The sequence below is a fragment of the Paenibacillus sp. 453mf genome, assembly GCF_900116105.1.
Lineage (GTDB): Bacteria > Bacillota > Bacilli > Paenibacillales > Paenibacillaceae > Paenibacillus > Paenibacillus provencensis.
In genome coordinates this window covers 1,422,256-1,443,964 of the sequence record NZ_FPAC01000001.1, presented here as the reverse complement: position 1 = coordinate 1,443,964, position 21,709 = coordinate 1,422,256, and the positions used below count along the sequence as shown (strand labels likewise).

Genomic DNA, 21,709 nt, shown 5'->3' with positions numbered 1-21,709 from the left:
TTCTCTTTTTATATTTATAATGTATATGATATATACGTAAATATTACGATTAATTAAGGACAGAATATGCTAGTACATCACGATTATGCATTGATTTTAGAATCATTCGATACGCTTCATGTAATATTGTTCAGTACACAAAGTATCCGTAACACCGGTACTATAGAGTATTGCAGTTCTTAGAGTTACAGTATTTAGAGTTTCAGTAATGCAGTAATGCAGTATTGCTATCCTATGATCTTGAGCTTGCTGCACTTAAGGAGCTGCAAATTTGCTGAAGATCCTTTGCGAAGGTCTGTACTTCATAGGCTTCCGAGAATATTCTCTCTGGGTGCTGCAAGGCAGTCTCTCGAATGGTGCTCTCATATCTGTCTACAAACCGGTCAATGGTGGGACATGCGTTGTTTGTATGCCTGGCAATCCCTTGAATGATTTTGATGCGATAATAATCCTCCTTCGGCATTCTCGGAATATCCCATTCTCCCTCTTTATTAATAAATGTCCTTCTGATGGGCACAGCGGAGAAATCGAAGTATTTGCCATCCTTATCCGGCTTGGAGAAGGGATCAATGAGCAGACAAGTGTACCTTATGTACAGCAAATATTGCTGATGGATGTCATCCAGCTCAAGAAAACGATCGATATCCTTGCGGGCCAGGCTTTCAGCTCTTATCGGATAATTGTCATCAATCATGAATTGAAGCAGATTAAGTGGTTCCACCTGCAGAGAGGACAAAATATTCATGATCTCTTTCCATTGGGACAGCATCTCCTGAATCAAGCTCGACGTGATGGGTCCCTCGGGAAACAGCTTATATACGTAAGCCGGCGTATCCGATTCACCAAAGATCCGACTTAATGAAAAATCATTCATGAATAATGGCGGGTGTACATATAAGGATATGTTTCTGCTCTCAGCGGCAATAGGCGATTCCATAGATTTAAGCGCGATGCCCGAGCTCGTAAAATGTTCGCATAGGCTGCTCACATGATCAGATGCAGGAATCGTAGATCCGACATACAGCTTCTTCTTCACTGCCGTGGTCAATACCTGATTGGACGGAGTAGAATCTGTCCAGCGTGTATCCCCCAGATAGGTAGAGAAGCTGATGATCTCAGCTGCTGGATTCAAGGCTCCCACATAGCTGTGAACCAGGCTGCCTGAGCCCAGCGTAGGTGACAACAACAGGATGCAGCTTACATGCCGAAGCAGCTCTGCGTCCAGGTTCTGCAGCACTTGTCCATAAGCATCGGCAGTGACTGCAAGCAGGATTGTATCCCACAAGCCGGTTACCGCTTCATAGCTATGGAACACTTCATCAACTGTCATCTCGCCTTCCATAATTTGATGCAGCTCATTCTGTACGGTAGCTCGTACAACTTGATGGTTACTGCTTAAAGCGCTGTAAAAATGCTCCGAACGTGCAGAGGCTCTCCCTGCAATTCCAATGCAGCTGTTCCACTGGTTTTTCATATACACGGCCATTTGAATCGACGCCGGGCCCGTCCCACAGATAAGAACTCGATTGAAAACGCTCATATAACCTCCTATAAAACCTTTCTTTTTCTAAGAGATAACCTTCTTATACAGAGCAATATCAAATACCTGATCGGGGCGTAATACGTGCTCCTCCAGCTTCCACTTTAACTTGTCCACTTCCTGCAGCGGAAAATTAAACAAGGATTTCAATCCTTCACCATACCTCATCGCCACCACAACCTGGTCACTCGTCAGCTCATATAACCGGTCCATGATATTGAACTTGTCTTCTACTGTAGAGCTGAAGATGATGTGCGTGAAATCCTCTAAGGATTCAAGCTCCTCTGGCGGAGTCTGTGCAAGACGAATATTATACTCTGGTCCCAGGATATTCAGTACAGAACGGCCCATATCAATAGCTTCTTGGTCTATATCTACTCCTACGACTTGCGCACCCGTTCTCTTGGCAATAAGGAGCGGTGTCATGGGAAAAGATCCGGAGCCAACCAATAAGACGTTGGAGCCGGGCGACACTTGGAAGCTTCCAAATTCCTGCTCAATACAGCTCTCGATATTTATAAAATATGCAGATTGTTCAGAAGAACCACTTAGCAGCTTAAGTGCCCGATATTTCTCCATTATCGCAACACAGAAGGCCGAACTTCTTCTTAGATTCAACACTAGCTCGCCGAGCTCTTCTTCTGGCTCCAGCCGTTCCCACATGCTTCGGTTTGCTGGATTTGTAATATATGCAGCATATTCGTCGATCAATAGCTCGAGTTCATGTGAATAACGTGTAGTCGAATCATACTTGTTTGACATGACCTCAAATCGTTCCAGATACTCCTTCAATCCGAGAGTTAAATCATGTGTATCCACTGTAATCGATTTGTTCCTGCCAAGTGCGTCAGTCACCAATATAAGCTCTCCCTTCAGCCACGATTTCGACATTGCCCTTAATCATCACATACGACAAACCATTGTTATACAAAACCGATACATGAATAAGTCCCCCAGGCTGAACGACCTCGATATCGATGTTTGACTTATTCCTCCAAGCCAGATAAGCTCCTATGGATGCCGTACCCGAGCCGCAGCCTCTCTCCCATACCATGCTTTCGAGCTTAGGTATATGGATGAGCGGGGTCATCCTATGATCGTCTGGCTCATACAACAGAATTCCTATAAGCTTGTGATCACCTGTAAGGCCCATGAGATGTGCTGTCATTTGAGCGGTATTTCGAATGCTCTCGGAGATAGCATCTACTTCCATAATGAGATGAATGGATTCCTCGTAGCGTACTAAGAAACATGGATAGTCAAGTTCTCCTATATGTATCGTCTTGGGCTCAATCTGAAGCGGCACAGGCATATTTAGCTCACAGGTATACCGATCACCATTACTCACAACCAAACAATCAATTAATTGATCAGTTCCTGAGGTCTCAATGTTAATCCTGTCTTCCTCATTTGGTCCGATTCCCTTCTTGGATGCGATATAGGCGGCCAGAGACATACATGCATTACCGCAAAATTCACCTCCAGCCATATGTAAATAAGCCGCAGCACTGCCTCTTGGCTGTTCAATGAATCCAACCTGCTCCGCATGAATACTATCATAGGACATAATCTGGGAGGCAATGGTCTCATAGTTCCAATCCCCATGATCCGTCTGAACAAGTATGGTCATATTCTGTGTCGGATTACATTTAACAAATTCGATCTCCTGCCTCATCCACACTTCCCTCTCTTTAATTGTAAACATTACGATTAACTTTGGGTTGAGATGATTATATGATTTTCACTAAATACTGTCAATTCATATTTCGCCCAGCCTCATATCATGGATCTGCCAGCATCGCATTTAGAAAAAAGAAAAAGAGCCGCTGAATCACGGCTCTGTACATTTATATCATTGTCTTACAGCGATAACCACGCTTTCCCTCTTCCGCCCATTATGAGCTCTTTTCTTCATATATAAGATTTGTTGTCAATTGAAGAAGTCAGATCCGCTTGCGCGAATCAAGCCCGGGTACAGCCGAGATACGTGTAACACTATAAATACGAACTATTTAAGTTTTATTATGAGGCAAGTGTTCGTAAGCTCGTATTTTATTGTTACTTATGGAGAAGATCACTGTTGGACTGAGCGCCCGCGGAAAAAGTATATGTCCGGTGCATTCAGCGGCGTTCCACGAGGAGCAAGGGCGACCACGGTGGGCAGCTCGCCTGACCGCTCGCGACGACCTCCCTCAAGCGGGTCCACAGCGGGTGCACCCCTGTTCCCAAATGTTCGCCAATATACAGCATTGGCGCTTCATCCATCTCTCCTTCTCCAATCACTACGGTTCCGTCCATGGAAACTGTATCGAACATGTCTCTCATAGCCTCGGCGGCAGCTCGATCAGAGTCTGGAGATCGGATTCGTTCTAAAGGTACGTCATCATCTACGTATTCGGTACGTGTGTCCGATGATGTTCGCTCAAGTCATCTGGAAGTCAAAATGCAATCACTGACTGAACTTCCCTGATTGATAGTCCTTAATTGCTTGTTGTATTTCAGCCTGGCTATTCATGACAAACGGTCCATATTGAACGACTGGCTCACGCACGGGCTTTCCGGCAAACAAGACAGCACGTAGTTTTGTAGTTGCATGTACAAGAACGTCGCTGCCTTCATCAGCCGGAGCCTCACCGAGCCAAAGCACTTGAGAAGCTTCACCTGAGACTTCATTTGAACCAAATATGCCACGACCCTCTAAGATATAAAGAAATCCATTATAGTCAGCGGGAAGGTCCTGCGTTACGGTTGATCCTGCTTCAAGATTGAGTTCAACCATGGTCACCGGAACGTGATTTTGCGTAGGCGCCACCACCTCTTTGGAAGACCCTGAAAAGACCCGAATGAGCGCTCCTTCTTCTTTGCGCACAGGCATTTCAGAGGATAATAGGTTTTGGTAACGCGGATCCGTCATCTTCTTGTCCCTTGGTAAATTAACCCATAGCTGAAGGCTGTGTACGGTTTCCCCCGGCGAGGGTTCTTCCGTGTGAACGACGCCGCGTCCTGCCGTCATCCATTGAACGTCACCTGTCCCAAGTTGGCCCGCCCCGTTTTTATTATCAAAATGGCTTAGATTTCCCTCAATGATGTACGTGACAGTCTCAAATCCACGATGCGGATGCATACTAAAAGTCCCTGACTCGAACCAATCCTCTGCCATCAGTAAAAAGGGGTCATACTCGTGCCAGTGCCCGGGTTCAAGTACGATTCCCGCGGTATGTGTTGAACTCCGTTTAACCGGCGTGACTGTCCAGACTCGCGTTATTTCCCGTTGCATCCAATTTCACTCCATCCTGTGTATTATTCAAGTACTTGTACCTTGCTCCATCTTTCAACCCCACAAACTTCAGTGCATGCGGCCCATTATGTCCGCGAGGGTGTATTTCTGTAAAGATTTAAGCATTTGTTGCTCAACCTCATCCGTAATCTCTTCAAAAACTTGATCGAAGAGGCTACAGGTTTCATCCTGATCCGTTGGATTTAAATCTGAGTTTGTCTCAGTGTTTGTGATCAGAAAAATTTCAGCGAGCGTAATATGTGTGGGATCTGTTTTGAGCACATATCCACCGTCACGCCCTTCCCTTGCCTCAACCATACCCGCTTGTACGAACGGAAACAAAACTCTTCTTAGAAAAGATGCATTGATCTGAAGCGTCTCTGCCAGAACAGCACTGGACTGAACACATTGGTTGATGGCCAGCCATGTTAGAGCAAATGCTGCAATCCGAAATCGATGTTTCGGGATGATTTCTACCTTGTTTGGGTTCAACTGCATTCTCCCCCCTCCTTCCTGAAGCCGACCGTGGCATCTCCATGCAAGGAAACCCACATCGGCAGTTCGTAAATGTCAAAAAGCCCCCAACTATTAATCCGCATCTGGTCTTGTGAAAATGGACTCATCTTCAAATAGGAGGATGAGCGCATGGATAAAGAGAAACTTCGTCAGCAATGGATGAAGCGCATCACCCAATATCAAAATAGCGGGACGAATCCTTGTCCGGATGTGTCGAATGAATAAAGTATGAAGAACATCGTCATCCCCGATACAATCAAACAATTGCAGGAGCAGAACATGAAGCTCCACACGCAGGTCGCAGAACTGACCGCCAAGGTGATATGGTACGAAGAGCAGATCCGGTCTGCCTCTGTACCGCAACCATCACAGTCCTAGCGTAGCAAAAGTCCCCATCACATAGGTGGGGACTTTTAAACGCTTACGTTAGTTCTGCGAGACTACATGTGGATCGAAAATAACGAGCAAGGACCACCTTCAACTCTACGTATTTTAGGTGCTTGAAACCCGGTGTCGTCTTCCACAAGCTGTGCCCTGTTACCGAATAAGCACAGAATCAGTTTAGCATAAATACTGATTCTGTGCAAATGTAGTTTCTGTTTCTGTTTCTGTTACGCAGATGATGTTCGCAGTTCATAACCTCTCAACATTCGAGTTCGAAAAAAGGGGTTAGATTTATTTTCCCTGGATATTGCGTACCGTCTGGTCGGCCTTACATCACGCCGTTGTTGTTATTGGCGGGGATGTTCGGTCCGAACCACGGAGCGGAGTTGGTTTTCGGATCGCCGATGACTTGCAAGACGTCCCAGTGCTCAACCATCATCCCGTCCTCGCGCACCTTCCACATATCGACAACAGCGATGCCCGTATCGTCCGGGTCGTCGTTCAGGAAGTTCAGAAAATTGACATGCGCAAACAGATAGTCGCCAATGGCGACGATCTTGTGCACCACCACACGAGCATGCGGCCGTTCCTTGTGGAGGTTCTCAAACCATTCACCGAGCCCTTTCGCCCCATCCGCAAGGAGCGGATTGTGCTGGATATAGTCTTCGGTGACGTATTTCATGGCGCCTTCCATCGCCTGCTTCTTGTTGATGATCATGTCATAGCAATCGAGAAGGTTATTTTTGTTGCGAACGGCCTTGGGATCGTTCGTATCGACAAGCTCAATAATGGTATTCTTATTCATGGTAGTTTCTCCTTTTATGAAATTGAGGTAAAATTGTTCAGTTCAGCCCGAACAGATTGAGCCGGAACTTGTCCTGCTCGGCGTCGGATTTCTCGCGAACGACCCGAATGAACTGTTCCGCATCGGGCCCGACAGTCGCATAGGCAGGCGCAGGCGTCTGCTCTGAAATGGCGATGATCTGGTTCGCGGCAATGACCGGGTCGAGGCCATTGGCTTGCATCTCGTTGAACATGGCCGCGTACTTATCGAAATTCTCTCCATAGAGTTCACGCTGTTCGGGCGTCATCTCTTTCGAGAATTTTGCAAGGGCGGCTGCACTCGTCACCGATCCGGTCGTATTGAGGTTGCCGGGGGCCACGACCACGACATCCACACCGAACGGCTTGAGTTCTGCGCGATAAACAGTCGCAAAGGCTTCGATCGCGGCTTTTGACGCCCCAGACGGCCCGTTGAACGGCAACGGCAGGCGCGCGGTGATGGTGCTGATCTGAACGATCCGTCCCCGCGCTTTACGCAGCGCCGGCAGGAAGTTGTTGATGACTGAAAGGGAGCCGATCACATTTACCTCGAACTCCCGCCGGACTTCGCCAAGTGGCACGAACTCCACCGGCCCCGGGGAAAGGATGCCGGCGTTGTTGATAAGAAGATCCAGTTCGCCGCCGGTCTGCGAAACGACGGACTGCGTCCAGCGCTTGACGGCAGGTTCATCGGTGATGTCACAGAGGGAGAGCTGGACGGCACCGTCGGTCGCTTCCTTCAACTCATCGATTTCGGTCTGCGATCTTGCTGTGCCGAAAACGCGGTAATTTTTCGCCGCGAGGGCAAGAGCGAGCTCTCGTCCGAGCCCTCTTCCTGCACCGGTTACGGCGGCGACAAGTGTTTTGTTTGAAGTCATAATGATCTACCTCCATACTCTTATTTTAGGCTAGCCCTATAGCTATCTCGGGGAGAACCAACTTTCTCCGAGTTCGATTGAAATCTCTTCCCTACCCCAACTCATCCTCGAATTATTTTTTCAACATTCGTGGGTTCGGGCCTCCAGTGCGTGTTATCGCTGCTGGGTTCCCCCATTCATCCTCGGATCGATGTGTGCTTACTACCTTCCCCGAGGCATTTCGCCGTTTGCGGGCGTCCTTCTTCGGCTCCTAGCACCCAAGCCTTTTCTAGCTTATCCAGGGTCCCCGAAAAGCATTCGGAATTTGCTTCGTTAGCTGTTCTTCACTTTTTGGGGTTACCTTGCTCCTTCAATTAGGTGCTTGAAACCCGGTTACGCCTCTGTTCGGAGAGGCTTGAGAGCGCCACCCCAGGCGATCACTTGATCCAGTAACGGCCCTACTTCAGCATCATGCCGTGGATGTGGCTTGAACGTTGTGAAGTTTTCAAAATCCGTGAAGAGCGAGAGCATCACTTGTGCCGAAACGGTAGCAACATGTTGAGATGCCAACACGTTTCGCAGATGCTCCACCGCGCGTACACCTCCAACGCCCCCATAACTGACGAAAGCGGCCGCCTTGTTGTACCATTCAGGAGTTAAAAAGTCGATAGCATTCTTGAGCGCACCAGATAGACCATGGTTGTACTCGGGCACCACGAAAATGTAGGCATCAAAGCTCTTGATTTTCTTCGACCACGCTTTTGTATGCTCATGAACGTATTGTTGTCCGGTAGACGACGGCATCGGTTCGTCTAGCATCGGGAGGTTATAATCGGCAATGTCGACAATCTCGAATTCGGCATCCTTACGTTCCTTTGTGAGGTTGTACACCCACTTTGCAACATCGACATTGACACGACCTGGACGGGTGCTTCCAGTAACGATTGCGATTTTCAGCATATTTAGTCATTCCTCCTTTCATTTCGTCTTCTACAAGCTGTGCCCTGTTACTGATTGAGCACAGAATCAGTTTAGCATAAATACTGATTCTGTGCAAACATAGTTTCTGTTTCTGTTTCGCAGATGGCGTTCGCCATTCATAGCCTCTCAACATTCGAGTTCGAAAAAAGGGGTTAGATGGATTTTCCCCTGGGTATAACAAACGGAGCGATGACGATCCGGAATTTTCAAATCCTCATCGCTAGAGATGTATGATTAGGATATTCTCAGGCTGACAAGAGCAACGACTTCAAAGGTCCAGATCGGTCTCTTCGTACCAAGCGTCCTTGTGTTGGCACATGGCAATGCCAGAGATGCGTATGGTCCACATCATGGTACTGCGATGCTTGGCAGCTTCGAGGTAAAAATCCTCCTTTGCTCAACAACCACGCCATTGAACCAGAATTACATTGGGGTGATCTCTTGCGTTTCATTGTTGAACGCTCAAGCTTCTGGCCGTTGGGCTGGACACGGAGGCATCTCCTCATCCGCGAAGTAGTCGATGCCTGCCTCGTCAACGAGGCGCCTGGCACAACAACGCCTACGTTGATCGTTTCGGCGCTCGGTATCAATTCAAGACAAAGACAACCCGTGATTTTCCAGTGTTCTCGTTCCAGGTCTTCTCGACATCGACGAGAGGCACGGCAAGTGTTTCGATCTGTAATTTTGCGGGTACGACGGTTTGCACCGAGTCGTTCGCTGCCCGGGTGATATCACCCATGGGAACGCTGCCGAGACCGCTGCCCATCAATACTACCGGGCACAGGCCCGGAGCGCGGAAGATGGCAGCATAATCTCTGGGCCGCAAGTCACTACGCAGTTCATTCCCGGCCGCCATTGTCCGGTGTGGCTGCAAAGAAACGCATGTGCAATTGACGCAGTTGAGCAGCACAGTGCTAGATTTCTCCCTGGTCAGTGAGTTCTTGAGAAGCAAAATGATAGAATGCGGCTGCATCATCCCAGCTAGTAAACCCAGCTTGTGCCATGAGGTCACTTCCGCCGCCTTTTCCGTTGAAGCCTGCCAAGTGAGCCTTGAAGAATTTCCCACAGGAAGGTGATGCTTCTTTGTTCTGACAGAGGACGACCTTGTTCTCAGATACTGAAGCAAGGAGAACCGGCAGCTCCGTCATCGCGGCTATTTTATTGGCCAGGTTCTGCAGATCCTTAAGTGTCTTGTCCGGGAAGACGTGATGAATAACCTTATCTGCCAAATCCTGAATCATTTGCTGAGCCATATAGTCATCATTCTGATCCTTAAGAACAGCCAGCTCAGCCTGCACCTGCTTATGTTCGTTCTCCAGCTGGATTAGACGGTCAGTAAGCTCTTCCTTACCTGATTTAAATCGGGAGGATAAAGTGCTGATGATCTGCCCATACATATTGAATTCCTTCAGAGCCCGATAGCCGGATATGAAATAAATTCGGATATTGCCTTTTTGCTTCTCTGTCTTAAGCAGCTTGATCATTCCGATCTCACCGGTCGAGGATACGTGAGTTCCGCCGCAGGCATTATATTCGACATCCTTCATCTCTACAATGCGGATGTTCTCCTTCACTTTGGGCTGCTTTACAAGCTTGATCCTTGCCGCTTCCTCTTCGGTCACCCAATAGGTATGAATAGGATGATTCTTGTAGATATGACGGTTCGCTTCCTGCTCAATGGAGCTTAATTGGTCTCTACTCAGCTCAGCTGCTTCCACATCAATCGTGCAATAATCCACTCCCAGATGAAAGCTTAGCGTAGGGCATTCATAGAGCTCAAGGCATACAGCGGATAACAGATGCTGAGCACTGTGCTGCTGCATATGATCAAACCGAACGTCCCAATCAATTATGCAGCTGACCTCTTTGGATTCCGGCAAGGCTTCAACCTGGTGTACAATCTGATCTCCATGGGTAGCAACATCCAGCACCGGAATCCCCTGTATTGTCCCGATGTCACATGGCTGCCCTCCCCCATGGGGATAAAATGCCGTTTCTTCCAGTTCAACATAATAGCAGTCGTCTTGCTGCCATGTATGTATTATACGAGTCTCCCATTGCGTCAGATAAGGGGAGTCATAGTAAAGCTTCTTCGTCATATAGGCGGTTCCTTTCTTCTGTCGATCGTTATTTATTACCACAGTCCAGGGGTAAGGGATACTCCGAAGCTGTGCTATGTATCCGCAAGCCGCAGCATGCTTGTTTAATTATACACGCCTTCCTTCAATTAAGGTATTCGTGAAGCAAGGTCTGCCGCTGTCCATAAAAAAACCTTCGAGCACTTGGCGGTATTGCTGCCAAGACTCGAAGGATCTTAATATTTATTAGAGCACTTTCTGCAAGAAGCTGATCGTACGCTCATGCTTCGGATTACCGAATACTTCCTCCGGGGTACCCTCTTCTATAATATAACCGCCATCCATGAAGATGACCCGGTCGGCAACCTCACGTGCGAAGCCCATCTCATGAGTAACGATCATCATCGTCATGCCTTCACGAGCAAGGTCCTTCATAACGCCAAGTACTTCACCCACCATCTCAGGGTCAAGCGCCGAAGTCGGTTCATCGAACAGCATGACATCCGGATTCATCGCAAGCGCGCGGGCAATCGCTACCCGCTGCTTCTGACCACCTGATAATTCGGCTGGATAAGCACCCGCTTTATCGGACAGACCGACACGTTGCAGTAAGCGTGTAGCCGTCTCACGTGCCTGTTGCTCATTCATCTTACCAAGCTCCATCGGAGCAAACATGATGTTCTTCATCACATTAAAATGCGGAAAAAGATTAAAATGCTGGAACACCATACCGATATTTTCTCGAGCTTTATTTATATCTGTTTTGGGATCACTAAGATCCTGATCGTCTACTACTACATGTCCAGCCGTAATTTCTTCGAGCTTGTTGATGCAGCGTAAGAGCGTACTCTTTCCTGACCCGGAAGGACCGATGACACACACAACCTCACCTTCGTTGACGGACATATCAATGTTCTTAAGTACTTCATTTGAGCCATAGCTTTTCTTCAAGCCTTCAACACGAACTTTACCCACGACTACGTTTCACCTCCAGCGAGCTTGCAATTTTAGTGAGTATGGTGATAACAACCAGATACATGATCGCAACGATCAACCAGATATCAAAGGAAGCAAAGGTTCTCGCGATAATGATTTTACCTGATTGAGTCAATTCGACAAGTCCAATCGCGGATAGAATCGACGTATCCTTGAGTGTAATAACCAGCTGATTGATAAACGAAGGAATCATAACACGAATCGCTTGTGGAATGACAATCTTCATCATCGATGTGCGATAAGGCAGCCCAAGCGAACGCGCAGCTTCCATTTGGCCTTGATCAATGGATTGAATCCCGCCGCGGATGATCTCTGTTACATAAGCACCTGCATTCAAGCTAAGTGTCAGAATGGCAGCCAGGTACAGCGGCATTGTAAAGCCAAACGCCTGCGGAATACCAAAGTAAATAAAGAAGGCAAGTACGATAAGTGGTATACCACGGAATAAATCAACGAACACCGTTGCGATGAATCGCAAAGCTTTATTTTGTCCGACTTTCATGAGTCCGAAGATCAATCCAAGAATAAACGCAATGAACAAGGATACGATCGTATAGATCAGCGTTTGTCCAAGACCTTTTAACAACGGTGGGATTGACTGCAGAATCAGTTCGCCGCGACTTAAGGTTGGAGCAGGTACCCCTTCGCCTTCACCCAGATATTTGGCGAGAATCTGATCATACTCTCCGCTCGCTTTAAGGTTCGTGAGTCCGGCATTAAACTTTTGCAGCAGCTCTTGATTTTGCCCTTTGCTAACCGCAAAACCGTAGGAACCGCCCTCTTCCTTATCCGTTACAATCTTCAAACCGTTGTTTTGAGTTACCCCATAAGCCAGTACCGGGTAGTCTTCAAAAGTAGCAACAGAGTTGCCTGTCTTTACATCATCATACATCTGTGAGGAATCATCAAATGGTACAATACTGAAGCCGTACTGTTCAGAAATAGACTCGGCGAAGCTGTATCCTTCCGTACCGGTCTTAACAGCTACTTTCTGTCCTCTAAGATCTTCGTAGCTCTGAATGGTATCGTTATTTGCACCAACACCCATAACAACCCCGGATTCAAAATAGGAATCTGAGAAATCAAATTTCTGTTTTCTCTCATCCGTAATACTCATACCGGCAATAACGCCGTCGACTTGATTCGACTCAAGCGCTTGAACTGCCGCATTAAACCCTAACGGTTTAATTTCGTACTGGAAATTTTGATCCTTCGCGATCGCATCTAACAGATCTATGTCGATACCGACAAATTCACCGTTTACATCTTGGAATTCAAACGGGGCAAATGTAATATCTGTTCCAATCACATAGGTTTTTCCGGAATTCGACTGTGCTGAAGCACCTCCCGCCCATCCGGACAAGCCAGTTACTAGAAGCAGCACCAGCGTCAGAATAAAAAATGAGACCTTTGTTGTTTTCATATGTCCTCCTCTTGACGGTCTTCTTTTTCATAGTTACACCTGATTTACGGAAGGAGCTCGTACTCCTTTTTTAACAGACGTAACGATTATTATACAATTTTATTGGCCTCATGAAAATAATCATTCGATGAATTTTTGTACAGTTATTATTCGTCTCTCCTGTGCATTCGATTCAATTCAGCTTGGTCACCATCTTAAAGTCCGAACCATCTTTCAACTAACAACGCAGTTATAATTCTTCAATCAGAAGTATTCTCACAAAAAAAGCCATCTCCACTGCTCACTTAAGCAGTAAAGATGACTCGAATTTTCTCCTGTCTTAATTCTCAGCTGTATCTACTTTTACAAGCATCTTGCCGATATTCGTGCCCTGGAACAGCTCCAGGAATGCTTCAGGAACACGGTCGAAGCCTTCGAAGATCGTTTCTTCATATTTGAGCTTACCTTCTGCTAACCATTGTCCTAACATTTTGGCTCCCTCAGGCAAGCGATCTGCATAATCCCCGAGTACAAAGCCTTTGATCATGGAGCGTGTCTTGATGAGCTTCGTCAGAATACGTGGTCCTACATCGCCGCCTTCTTCTTCATTATATGCAGAGATGGCACCGCATAGCGGAATACGTGCATAATCGTTCAGCTCCGTCATCACCGCATCGGAAATATCGCCGCCAACATTATCAAAGTACACATCGACCCCATTAGGGCACGCCTGCTGAAGATCTTTTTTCAAATCAGACGTGGTCTTATAGTTAATAGCCGCATCAAATCCAAGCTCCTTCGTGAGCCAGGATGTTTTCTCATCCGAGCCTGCAATGCCGACAACATGTGCTCCTTGGATTTTGGCAATTTGTCCGACAATGGAGCCGACCGCTCCAGCTGCCCCAGACACGACCACCGTCTCACCTTCCTTGGGACGACCAATATCCATTAGTCCAAAATAAGCCGTCAAGCCTGTCATGCCAATGACACTAAGATACGCAGATAATGGCGCGATTTTCTCATCAATCTGTTGCAGCTTGTCTGCCTCCACTACATTATATAGCTGCCATCCAAGCATGCCTAATACCTTATCACCTTTGCTGAATTTATCGGATCGTGAATCAATGACTTCTCCAACAACTCCGCCTGTAATCACTTCTCCAAGTGGATATGGGGGAACATAGGATTTGGAATCATTCATTCGCCCGCGCATGTAAGGATCCACGGACAAATAAATGGATTTAACCAACACTTGACCTTGTGCTGGCTCTTGTATAGGTGCTTCTTCGAATTTAAATGTTTCTTCTGTCGGCATTCCTTGGGGTCTTGAATGGAGTAAGATCTTTCGGTTCATCATAATGAATATCACTCATTTCTTAAGTATTGTAGCCAGTGTTCGTTAAACTCCGGGCGTGAAAAAGATACGGGAAATGTAAAGTTTTAAAACTTTCAAACTATAACTCCAAATTAAAGGGTTTCTCTTCTGCCTTACAGGCTATCCAAGAAACCCGGTACTGCCGTATTAAACATATCCTTTACTAAATGTATCTTCTTATTCTGTCCTTCTCTAACGACTTTAATCAGCTCAGCATCATTCATAATTTTCAGATGATAGGTTACGTTGGATTTGTCCATGCCAAGCGTCCTTCCAATCTCTCCACAGCTATTGAATTGAGGACGATCGAGCAAGTAACGGACAATCTCGATGCGTTTCTTCTCAGCTAATGCCTTGAATATTCGCGCTCTCTTCTCATCATCCATCGTCAATAGTTTGATAGTCATAGAACTATCTTACCTATTAAACCTTATCTTTGTCAATGAAACCAAATAAGATGCCTCTCCCTTAACCCACTACTGCAGTTCCAGCAAATGAACGGGCACCTAATGTAGCATCCCGGGTTGTCGAAACGACGATGATATATTGTATTTGACCAGCTAGTACATCTTGCACTGGGGGAAAATCGACGGCAGTAATGCCAACCATTTCATAACGTATCTCATTTATGTCCCCTGTTCCTGGATTGACAGTTGTAAATATGAGTGTTCCGTTTCGGTAAATTCGAAAGGTAACATCCGATGTAAAAGGTCCATTGGGTCCGGGTGCTGCCAGCCTCAAGTAAGCGTTTAACATGACTCTAACATATCCGGCTTCTTGGGGTGATACCGATGTGGTCTGTAATCCAATGTTACCAAATACATATCCTCCCATTGAAGAAGTTAACGTGAAACCAGGCACATCGACAGTACTATCCTGTGCAATTCTCATGTCTACCAATCGGCTGCTCATGATCACATCACCTCTATTTTGATATATTAATAGATTATTCAATTTGAGAGATTATGAGTCAGGCACATGAGCAATTAATACAGGCAAAGAAGGATAAATAGAAATAAAGCCACTGCTTGAGCGGCTTCATTCCTTGATCATATCGATATAGAATGTAAATTAAGAAATAATTCGTAAATCTTACAGCAATCTTGCAAGCTCATCATATTGTAATTGAATTTGCGGATGATAGTCATCACTTTTTACATACTGAAGGATGCTATTCAAGAATTGTTTTCCTTCCGGTGTATGAGCGATCTCCTTATCATCAAAGGTTCCGACGACAACTCGGCCATTTAATACACGAGCTTCAAACAGCAAGCTGAGCTTATGATTACGTTCGAAATTGTCGATGGTTTGTACGATGGGCTGGAGCTTCGGCACCGTATCGTCCAATACGATGGACCTGGAATTCATGACAATGCTCCACCATGGATAGGTGGAATGTGTCTCCGTAGGGAAAGACTCAAACACGGGATGCTTATTATCAATATATAATCCCATCGTTCCAACAGGCGTAGGCTTATTCATACTCTCTGAAATGGAACGGAACATAGGGTAACACCAGAAGTCTGTACTGTAGGTACCTTCAATGGAATGAGTCAATGACGCCGGATCTGGAAGGAGTAAAATATCTTCCCCACGCTCAAGCAGCTCTTTTGCCTGATCATTAAGCTCTCGGAACAAATGAGTCCCTGTCCAGTCTAGTTCTTGATGAACCGGGTATATCCAAAGATCATAGTTCTTATAAATATCAGTCCCTGCTATGGAGAGCTTCAGCACGACTTGAGTCATAGAAGTTACGCTTGGCAGCTGTGTGTGAATAGAGCCGATATTTATATAATTCAAATCTTGTCCAACCGAAACTTCCATTTCTCCTTCGACTAATACATCTCCATTATTTATTAATTCCCATTTTAGCGTCTTACCATTTAAAGAGTCAGTCCTATAATAACTCAGCTGGATATCAGCTTCAAAAGACTCTCCGGCTTCATAATTATAGCGGTCAAAACGGGCCAACAGAACAGCATCCGAGCAAAATGTCCTCCACTCTTCGGGCGTTACAAGTCCCTTGGAATCCATGAAGGCGTCCAGAACCCCGACGAGAGCTGTTCCTTGTCCACTGAAATCCTGTAAATCGAGCAATTGAAAGCCTGCAAGCTTCTTGGTCCGGAATGCGGCTTCTAGTTCCTCCTTATAGCAGGCAACGGCCAATTTTCCAGAGTTCTCAAAATAAGCTTCGGCCAAATGTCCTAACCCCTTGGCTTCGAGACGAGTACGGAATACTTCAAAGTTCTTCGCCTTGAGCGGTCCTGTGTACTTCTCGATCTCCTTAAAATTCGGATAGGTTGCATATTGCCCGATCTCATGAGAAATGACTGGAATGCGAGGGATCAGCTGCTCTTCTGCTGTCTCAGCTTGTACAGTACGCATCTCGGTTCCATATTGAATTTGGATCGACTGATTACCAGATTCCTTGTCCCCATCATCAAGCTTTGCAGACGGCCAGATCTGTTCATCATAATCCTTCATCGTGCCGGGGAAGTCAGTTTGAACATGTCCAAGTGGAGCATCACACATGGCATAGGAGCCACGGAACAAGCGTTCTTTGGAAAAGCGTACACCACAGTAAAAGTCATCTTCCTCCAGAATTACAGGTACAAATTGAAAATTGTTTGAACCTTCCGTATACAAATGGCGTGAATCGTAGGCCTTATACTGCTTCAAAATGTCATTTAATCTCTCTTTGCTCCCCCACAGCTCATTACCCAGCGACATCATCACAAATGACGGATGATTACCGAACTCACGGAGTATCGCATACCCTTCACGAATCAAATAATCCTGCTCCGCTTGATTATGCTGTTCATGTGTCTCATCTGTAATCGTCCCCCAGAACGGAAGCTCAGGCTCCATATAAATGCCCAGCATATCTGCAGCGATAAAGGCGGCTTCCGGTGGACAGCACGTATGGAAGCGATAATGATTGATTCCATACGATTTCGATGTCGTCATAATACGCAGCCATTCCTCTACATCCGTTGGGGCGTAGCCAGTAAGCGGAAAGATCAAGCCATCATGCTTGCCGCGAAGAAATGTTTTATTACCGTTGATTGTAAACTTATCTCCATCTGCTCTGAATTCCCGAAGTCCGATCAAGACGTTATGAGAATCCAGCACCTCTCCGCTAACCGCTTTCAGCTCAACCTTCAGCTCGTACAAATTAGGCTTCAGATCACTCCACAGCTGCGCATCTTCACCCATTTCATAAGTGACAGATACGTTATTCGAGCTTAACTGAAATGTTTGCTCCTTCACCGTATGCTTGATATCCGTGTTAGAGCTGCATGCCGAAATGTGAAGCTGTGCTGCATCCCATCTGCCGTTAAGATGGGCTGTGAGCGTAACTGTCTTTTTCACCGGATCGGTATAGGTTTGAATGTTCTCTAGATAATCGTGACTGTAAAATTGAAGATCTACTCGCCCCGTAATTCCGTTCCAGTTGGTCTGTGTATCCTCGGAAGTCATATGTCCACCCTTGGTCGGGTAATTCGTATTGTCCACACGGATCGTAATTGTGTGCTTCCCTTCGCTTAGGGTACCCGTTAGATCATATACGTGCGGAGTGTTTAGACTGTTCTGTGTCCCCATCTCTTCTCCATCCACCCATACCGTAGTGACACGTGTTCGCTCCAAGAATAGAAAACATGGCTTGTCCTGAAGCTCCTCTGGAACTTCAACCTCTCTCGCAAACCAAGCAAAACCTTCAAATGCATATTCATCGGTTAATGACCCGATTTTGACCTCTGTATTCTTCTTCCCTTTCCTCGCATGGGATGTCGTATTCGGCAGTGTGATGCTATCCTCAAATGGCAGCTGAAGCCCGTGCTTCTGCTCATCCAGCTGCAGACTCCAAGCCCCTTCTAAATTCATTCTGTTCAGCATTGATTTCTATTCCCCCTCTCCAAACATTCTGTAACTATGTAATACATGCAATTCTATCATGATAACGCTTCATTTATAAGGTTTCAGAATCCAATTGATAAATTATGAAGCTGAAACTATACATTTTTTAAACTTCAATTCAGACTACAACGCGGTTAGTATAACAGCCAACCCATTAAACCCTCCATGAACAATCATGGCAGGAACAATCGATCCCGTCTTCTCATAGCACCATGCACAAATGACTCCGGATATAAAATTGACGGGTAAAGTGTTGTACGTAGGAATATGAACAATGGTAAAGACGATCGAGCTAAGAATTAATCCGGCGCTAACTCCCCATTGAACTCGAAACCATTTGTATAGAAATCCGCGATAAAAGATTTCTTCATACACCGGTGATACAATCGCCGCAGAGACAAATCCGATCATTAAAGTAAACCAGCTCATATTCTGCTGAAGGCTTTCAGTTTTGCTGTTCTCTGTACCTATATGTAATAGATCCATCACGATCAATATGAGAATGCTTGAGGCAATTAATGCGAACAACAATAACACGATGAATCCCCAATACCTATTGGAAAAAGACTGTAATCCAATGTCAGCCCATTGTAATCCATGAGGCTTAAGCGCAATGAAATACACGCCTGCTATAAAAATGATCGCCATGATCAGACCGGTTAAGGTGCCAGAATATAAGCTGTCTTGAAACCATTCATATAGCAAGTCTTGCAGTAAATACTCAATGGTGACAGGAACAATAACCAGGACAAGAAAGAGTAATAGACCGAGTTCCTTAAATGACCACTCCATAGATGCCAATGCTTCTTTTTTCAAAATAAACTCCCCCTAGGACTTTTAGTGTGTTAAATTCAGCTTAATTGGTGACGTTACGTAACCTGCAAGCTTTTTTTATGTGGGGGGAATTACATAATGAATTATTTATCAACAGGTATGGTGTCAAAAAAGCTAAATGTATCTTTACGCACCCTTCGTTATTATGATCAGATTGAGCTAGTACAGCCATCATACAAAGACGAAAATGGCAAACGCCACTACACACCAGAAAACTTGCTGCTGCTTGAAAAAGTATTACTGCTTAAGTCTGCATCTATGTCCCTCGAAGATATCAAGAAATTGATTAATCAACTATCCATCGAAAAAACGCTGCATGTTCATAGAGACCAGCTTAAATATGATATTGAGCGTTTACAGCAGGCGCTCGATTACACGAACACGCTGATGAACATGACCAAGCTGCAAACAGAGATCAAATGGGACCTCCTGCTTCCACTATTGTCAAATGAACAGGAAGCTGAGGAACGTAAACGAAGAAAAAAACAGGTGATGGAGGGGTGGTTCACAGCGGATGAACAAACTATTCTTACAGATCAATTGCCAAAAATGGAGAACGATCCTGTTCATATGACGAAATGGATTAACTTGATTAAGCGAATCGAAATTTGTCTGGAGGAGAATAAATCCCCAAGTTCACGCGATGCTCAAATCATTGCCGAGGATACTCTTCTGCTATCTGACGAAATGTTTCAAGGTAATAAGGAGCTTGCCGATAAGTTCTGGGAAGCAAGGAGATCGGAGGAAGCTTCATCGGATCTAAATCTGTATCCGATCAAAGAGGAAATGATCATTTTTATGGAGCAGGCAATTATTTATTATGAAACCAAGAATTTTATATAGTCTCCATAAAGAATAATCAATCGACTATAGCTATTAACTTAACGACACCATATTCCAAAAAATAGCAGCACTCATGAATCTAAATGTTATACATAAAATGCTGCATAACTATAATCGTGAAGTCCAGGGTAAATTAAGTTTACCTCTGGATTTTTGCGTTGTATTCCCAGTTAAATTCATCACAGTGAAGCACGATAAATGTTGACAAATTGTGAACAGAGTAGTAGTTTAGAACCATGCAATATATTTGAACGTTTGTTCAAAACACATGTTCAAATAATGTGTCCCATCAACCAATTAGAATGAACTTAGAAGGAGAGATTCAGATGAACTACAAAAATATTAGTGTAGCGGGCAGTGGTGTATTAGGGAGTCAAATTGCTTATCAAACGGCATTCCATGGATTTCAAGTAACCGTATATGATATTAATGATGAAGCCCTGGATAAAGCAAAGGAGCGGATCTCGAAGCTCAAAGCTCGTTATCAGGAGGATTTGGGAGCGAGTCAACAGGAGGTTGATGCTGCTTACGAACGTTTATCCTTTAACTCAGATCTCAGTGCAGCCGTTTCAAGCGCGGACCTGGTCATTGAAGCCATCCCAGAGATTGTGCCGATTAAGACGGATTTCTACAAGAAACTCGGTGAAGCTGCACCTGCACATACCATCTTTGCATCCAATTCTTCTACTCTGCTGCCTAGTCAGTTTGCCGAAGTAACGGGTCGTCCAGGTCAGTTTCTCGCCCTTCACTTCGCTAATGAGATCTGGAAGAACAATACAGCAGAGATTATGAAGCATCCTGGTACAGATGAAAAGGTGTTCGAGGATGTGATTGCATTTGCTCGTGCCATCGGCATGGTGGCCCTTCCGCTTCATAAGGAGCAGCCCGGCTACATACTCAACTCACTTCTTGTTCCATTGTTAGATGCAGCTGAGCTCCTGTTGGTTAAAGAGATTGCAGATCCGGAAACAATCGACAAAACCTGGATGGTCGGTACGGGCGCACCGAAAGGACCTTTTGCGATTCTTGACGTGGTTGGACTAAATACGGCCTATAACATCGTTCTTGCGAAAGCAAAGGCTACGAGTAATCCCACTTTGGAAAAAGTGGCTCAACTGCTGAAGACTGAATATATCGACAAAGGCAAGCTTGGCGTTGCAACCGGAGAAGGCTTCTACAAGTATCCCAATCCAAGCTATGAGCATCCCGATTTCCTTAAAAGCTAAAAGGAGTATATTATCTGATGAGCCTTGCGAAGGATGACCAGGGAAAAAATAAAAATGTGAAAGAGCAAATCCTAAAAGCAGCCAAGAAGCTGTTCTCATCTCAAGGATATGAAGCGACGACGGTCAGGCAAATCTGTGAAGAAGCAGGCGTTTCGCTGGCCCTCGTGTCCTATCATTTTGGCGGTAAGGAGAAGGTGTTCTTCGCCTTGTTTGATCCGATTAGGGAGACAACCCAGAACCATCTATATGACTTGTCGAAGCCATTAGCTGCTCTGACTGATTTTTGCAGATCCTTTGTCTTATTCAGGTACGAGGAGCACGAACTGATCACTATTCTTCAGCAAGAGCTCTTCTTGAAGAGTCCGAGACTCGATCTGATGACCGATGTTTTCCTCCCCTCATGGAATGAGCTTCGACAGATTCTGACGGCTTGTAAGGAGAACGGAATTGTTGAATATGAGTCATTAGAAATGACCATTAATTTTGTAATGGGAACCTTGATATTCTCATTAAGCAATCCGTTTCTAAATCCAATAGTAAAGAATTATTCGCCAGAAGAAGCTTCGGAGCAAGCCATTGGATATATTCTTAAAGGCATACGAATTAATAAAGGCACGCAGTAGATGCGTGCCTTTTGCTTGTATCGATTGACACAGAAAA

20 protein-coding genes and 1 pseudogene are annotated in these 21,709 nt (G+C 45.5%); 4 read left to right on the top strand and 17 right to left on the bottom strand.

The window, feature by feature from the left end; all coding sequences use genetic code 11:
- Nucleotides 1-232: 232 nt before the first annotated feature.
- The 9 genes and pseudogenes from BM415_RS06885 to BM415_RS06845 all read right to left on the bottom strand — a co-directional run bounded on the left by BM415_RS06885 (nucleotide 233) and on the right by BM415_RS06845 (nucleotide 8,356).
- On the bottom strand, nucleotides 233-1,540 hold the full coding sequence (locus tag BM415_RS06885; protein ID WP_091156044.1) for an opine metallophore biosynthesis dehydrogenase: 1,308 nt from the start codon (nucleotides 1,538-1,540) through the stop codon (nucleotides 233-235).
- A gap of 27 nt (nucleotides 1,541-1,567) precedes the next feature.
- Nucleotides 1,568-2,302: a class I SAM-dependent methyltransferase gene (locus tag BM415_RS06880; protein WP_170862476.1), complete on the bottom strand. Its 735-nt coding sequence runs from the start codon at nucleotides 2,300-2,302 to the stop codon at nucleotides 1,568-1,570.
- A gap of 85 nt (nucleotides 2,303-2,387) precedes the next feature.
- Entirely contained in the window at nucleotides 2,388-3,215 is an 828-nt protein-coding gene (locus BM415_RS06875) for a histidine racemase CntK family protein (protein ID WP_091156040.1), read from the bottom strand.
- Between the two features lie 429 nt (nucleotides 3,216-3,644).
- Nucleotides 3,645-3,892: pseudogene (locus BM415_RS06870) on the bottom strand (fructose-bisphosphatase class II); the annotation flags it as partial.
- Between the two features lie 97 nt (nucleotides 3,893-3,989).
- Complete coding sequence (locus tag BM415_RS06865; protein WP_091156038.1) at nucleotides 3,990-4,817, bottom strand: pirin family protein; 828 nt, start codon at nucleotides 4,815-4,817, stop codon at nucleotides 3,990-3,992.
- 69 nt (nucleotides 4,818-4,886) lie between these two features.
- The gene (locus tag BM415_RS06860; RefSeq protein WP_091156035.1) at nucleotides 4,887-5,315 is read right to left on the bottom strand and encodes an RrF2 family transcriptional regulator; all 429 of its coding nucleotides are present in this window, start codon (nucleotides 5,313-5,315) and stop codon (nucleotides 4,887-4,889) included.
- A gap of 730 nt (nucleotides 5,316-6,045) precedes the next feature.
- On the bottom strand, nucleotides 6,046-6,522 hold the full coding sequence (locus BM415_RS06855; protein WP_211753652.1) for a nuclear transport factor 2 family protein: 477 nt from the start codon (nucleotides 6,520-6,522) through the stop codon (nucleotides 6,046-6,048).
- A 37-nt stretch (nucleotides 6,523-6,559) separates the two neighbouring features.
- Nucleotides 6,560-7,417: an SDR family NAD(P)-dependent oxidoreductase gene (locus BM415_RS06850; RefSeq protein ID WP_091156033.1), complete on the bottom strand. Its 858-nt coding sequence runs from the start codon at nucleotides 7,415-7,417 to the stop codon at nucleotides 6,560-6,562.
- Between the two features lie 372 nt (nucleotides 7,418-7,789).
- Nucleotides 7,790-8,356 carry an NADPH-dependent FMN reductase gene (locus BM415_RS06845; RefSeq protein WP_091156030.1) on the bottom strand — a complete coding sequence of 189 codons (567 nt, stop codon included), beginning with the start codon at nucleotides 8,354-8,356 and terminating at the stop codon, nucleotides 7,790-7,792.
- 721 nt (nucleotides 8,357-9,077) lie between these two features.
- Between BM415_RS06845 and BM415_RS24660 the strand changes: the two genes are divergently transcribed.
- Nucleotides 9,078-9,314: a hypothetical protein gene (locus tag BM415_RS24660; protein ID WP_139236960.1), complete on the top strand. Its 237-nt coding sequence runs from the start codon at nucleotides 9,078-9,080 to the stop codon at nucleotides 9,312-9,314.
- Here BM415_RS24660 and BM415_RS06835 read toward each other — a convergent pair.
- From BM415_RS06835 to BM415_RS06800, 8 genes are all read right to left on the bottom strand, one after another.
- Nucleotides 9,292-10,476, bottom strand: coding sequence for an alanyl-tRNA editing protein (locus BM415_RS06835; protein ID WP_091156027.1), 1,185 nt, complete (start codon nucleotides 10,474-10,476; stop codon nucleotides 9,292-9,294). The two genes, BM415_RS24660 and BM415_RS06835, sit on opposite strands and share 23 nt — an antisense overlap.
- 225 nt (nucleotides 10,477-10,701) lie before the next feature.
- A complete protein-coding gene (locus tag BM415_RS06830) occupies nucleotides 10,702-11,430 on the bottom strand; it encodes an amino acid ABC transporter ATP-binding protein (RefSeq protein ID WP_091156025.1) in 729 nt (242 codons plus the stop codon).
- Entirely contained in the window at nucleotides 11,423-12,874 is a 1,452-nt protein-coding gene (locus BM415_RS06825; protein ID WP_091156023.1) for an amino acid ABC transporter substrate-binding protein/permease, read from the bottom strand. The genes BM415_RS06830 and BM415_RS06825 overlap by 8 nt, the downstream gene beginning before the upstream one ends.
- Nucleotides 12,875-13,193: 319 nt before the next feature.
- The gene (locus tag BM415_RS06820) at nucleotides 13,194-14,210 is read right to left on the bottom strand and encodes an NADP-dependent oxidoreductase (protein ID WP_091156021.1); all 1,017 of its coding nucleotides are present in this window, start codon (nucleotides 14,208-14,210) and stop codon (nucleotides 13,194-13,196) included.
- A 131-nt stretch (nucleotides 14,211-14,341) separates the two neighbouring features.
- On the bottom strand, nucleotides 14,342-14,635 hold the full coding sequence (locus BM415_RS06815; RefSeq protein WP_091156019.1) for an ArsR/SmtB family transcription factor: 294 nt from the start codon (nucleotides 14,633-14,635) through the stop codon (nucleotides 14,342-14,344).
- A 61-nt stretch (nucleotides 14,636-14,696) separates the two neighbouring features.
- Entirely contained in the window at nucleotides 14,697-15,140 is a 444-nt protein-coding gene (locus BM415_RS06810) for a hypothetical protein (RefSeq protein WP_091156016.1), read from the bottom strand.
- Between the two features lie 180 nt (nucleotides 15,141-15,320).
- The gene (locus BM415_RS06805) at nucleotides 15,321-18,125 is read right to left on the bottom strand and encodes a glycoside hydrolase family 2 TIM barrel-domain containing protein (protein WP_091156015.1); all 2,805 of its coding nucleotides are present in this window, start codon (nucleotides 18,123-18,125) and stop codon (nucleotides 15,321-15,323) included.
- Between the two features lie 144 nt (nucleotides 18,126-18,269).
- Nucleotides 18,270-18,962, bottom strand: a complete 693-nt coding sequence (locus tag BM415_RS06800; RefSeq protein ID WP_244533170.1) for a CPBP family intramembrane glutamic endopeptidase — start codon at nucleotides 18,960-18,962, stop codon at nucleotides 18,270-18,272.
- 96 nt (nucleotides 18,963-19,058) lie between these two features.
- Between BM415_RS06800 and BM415_RS06795 the strand changes: the two genes are divergently transcribed.
- The 3 genes from BM415_RS06795 (at nucleotide 19,059) to BM415_RS06785 (ending at nucleotide 21,672) form a co-directional block, all read left to right on the top strand.
- Entirely contained in the window at nucleotides 19,059-19,823 is a 765-nt protein-coding gene (locus tag BM415_RS06795; RefSeq protein ID WP_091156012.1) for a MerR family transcriptional regulator, read from the top strand.
- Nucleotides 19,824-20,149: 326 nt separating this feature from the next.
- Complete coding sequence (locus BM415_RS06790; RefSeq protein ID WP_091156010.1) at nucleotides 20,150-21,049, top strand: 3-hydroxyacyl-CoA dehydrogenase; 900 nt, start codon at nucleotides 20,150-20,152, stop codon at nucleotides 21,047-21,049.
- Nucleotides 21,050-21,066: 17 nt separating this feature from the next.
- Nucleotides 21,067-21,672: a TetR/AcrR family transcriptional regulator gene (locus BM415_RS06785; protein WP_091156008.1), complete on the top strand. Its 606-nt coding sequence runs from the start codon at nucleotides 21,067-21,069 to the stop codon at nucleotides 21,670-21,672.
- Nucleotides 21,673-21,709 lie beyond the last annotated feature (37 nt).

Bases quoted from the DNA above. Each gene is read 5' to 3' on its own strand.
- BM415_RS06815 (WP_091156019.1), bottom strand. From the start codon at position 14,635: ATGACTATCAAACTATTGACGATGGATGATGAGAAGAGAGCGCGAATA.
- BM415_RS06785 (WP_091156008.1), top strand. From the start codon at position 21,067: ATGAGCCTTGCGAAGGATGACCAGGGAAAAAATAAAAATGTGAAAGAG.
- BM415_RS06880 (WP_170862476.1), bottom strand. From the start codon at position 2,302: ATGTCAAACAAGTATGATTCGACTACACGTTATTCACATGAACTCGAG.
- BM415_RS06795 (WP_091156012.1), top strand. From the start codon at position 19,059: ATGAATTATTTATCAACAGGTATGGTGTCAAAAAAGCTAAATGTATCT.
- BM415_RS06820 (WP_091156021.1), bottom strand. From the start codon at position 14,210: ATGATGAACCGAAAGATCTTACTCCATTCAAGACCCCAAGGAATGCCG.
- BM415_RS06875 (WP_091156040.1), bottom strand. From the start codon at position 3,215: ATGAGGCAGGAGATCGAATTTGTTAAATGTAATCCGACACAGAATATG.
- BM415_RS06790 (WP_091156010.1), top strand. From the start codon at position 20,150: ATGAACTACAAAAATATTAGTGTAGCGGGCAGTGGTGTATTAGGGAGT.
- BM415_RS06845 (WP_091156030.1), bottom strand. From the start codon at position 8,356: ATGCTGAAAATCGCAATCGTTACTGGAAGCACCCGTCCAGGTCGTGTC.
- BM415_RS06885 (WP_091156044.1), bottom strand. From the start codon at position 1,540: ATGAGCGTTTTCAATCGAGTTCTTATCTGTGGGACGGGCCCGGCGTCG.
- BM415_RS06805 (WP_091156015.1), bottom strand. From the start codon at position 18,125: ATGCTGAACAGAATGAATTTAGAAGGGGCTTGGAGTCTGCAGCTGGAT.
- BM415_RS06825 (WP_091156023.1), bottom strand. From the start codon at position 12,874: ATGAAAACAACAAAGGTCTCATTTTTTATTCTGACGCTGGTGCTGCTT.
- BM415_RS06850 (WP_091156033.1), bottom strand. From the start codon at position 7,417: ATGACTTCAAACAAAACACTTGTCGCCGCCGTAACCGGTGCAGGAAGA.
- BM415_RS06855 (WP_211753652.1), bottom strand. From the start codon at position 6,522: ATGAATAAGAATACCATTATTGAGCTTGTCGATACGAACGATCCCAAG.
- BM415_RS06835 (WP_091156027.1), bottom strand. From the start codon at position 10,476: ATGACGAAGAAGCTTTACTATGACTCCCCTTATCTGACGCAATGGGAG.
- BM415_RS06865 (WP_091156038.1), bottom strand. From the start codon at position 4,817: ATGCAACGGGAAATAACGCGAGTCTGGACAGTCACGCCGGTTAAACGG.
- BM415_RS06860 (WP_091156035.1), bottom strand. From the start codon at position 5,315: ATGCAGTTGAACCCAAACAAGGTAGAAATCATCCCGAAACATCGATTT.
- BM415_RS06810 (WP_091156016.1), bottom strand. From the start codon at position 15,140: ATGAGCAGCCGATTGGTAGACATGAGAATTGCACAGGATAGTACTGTC.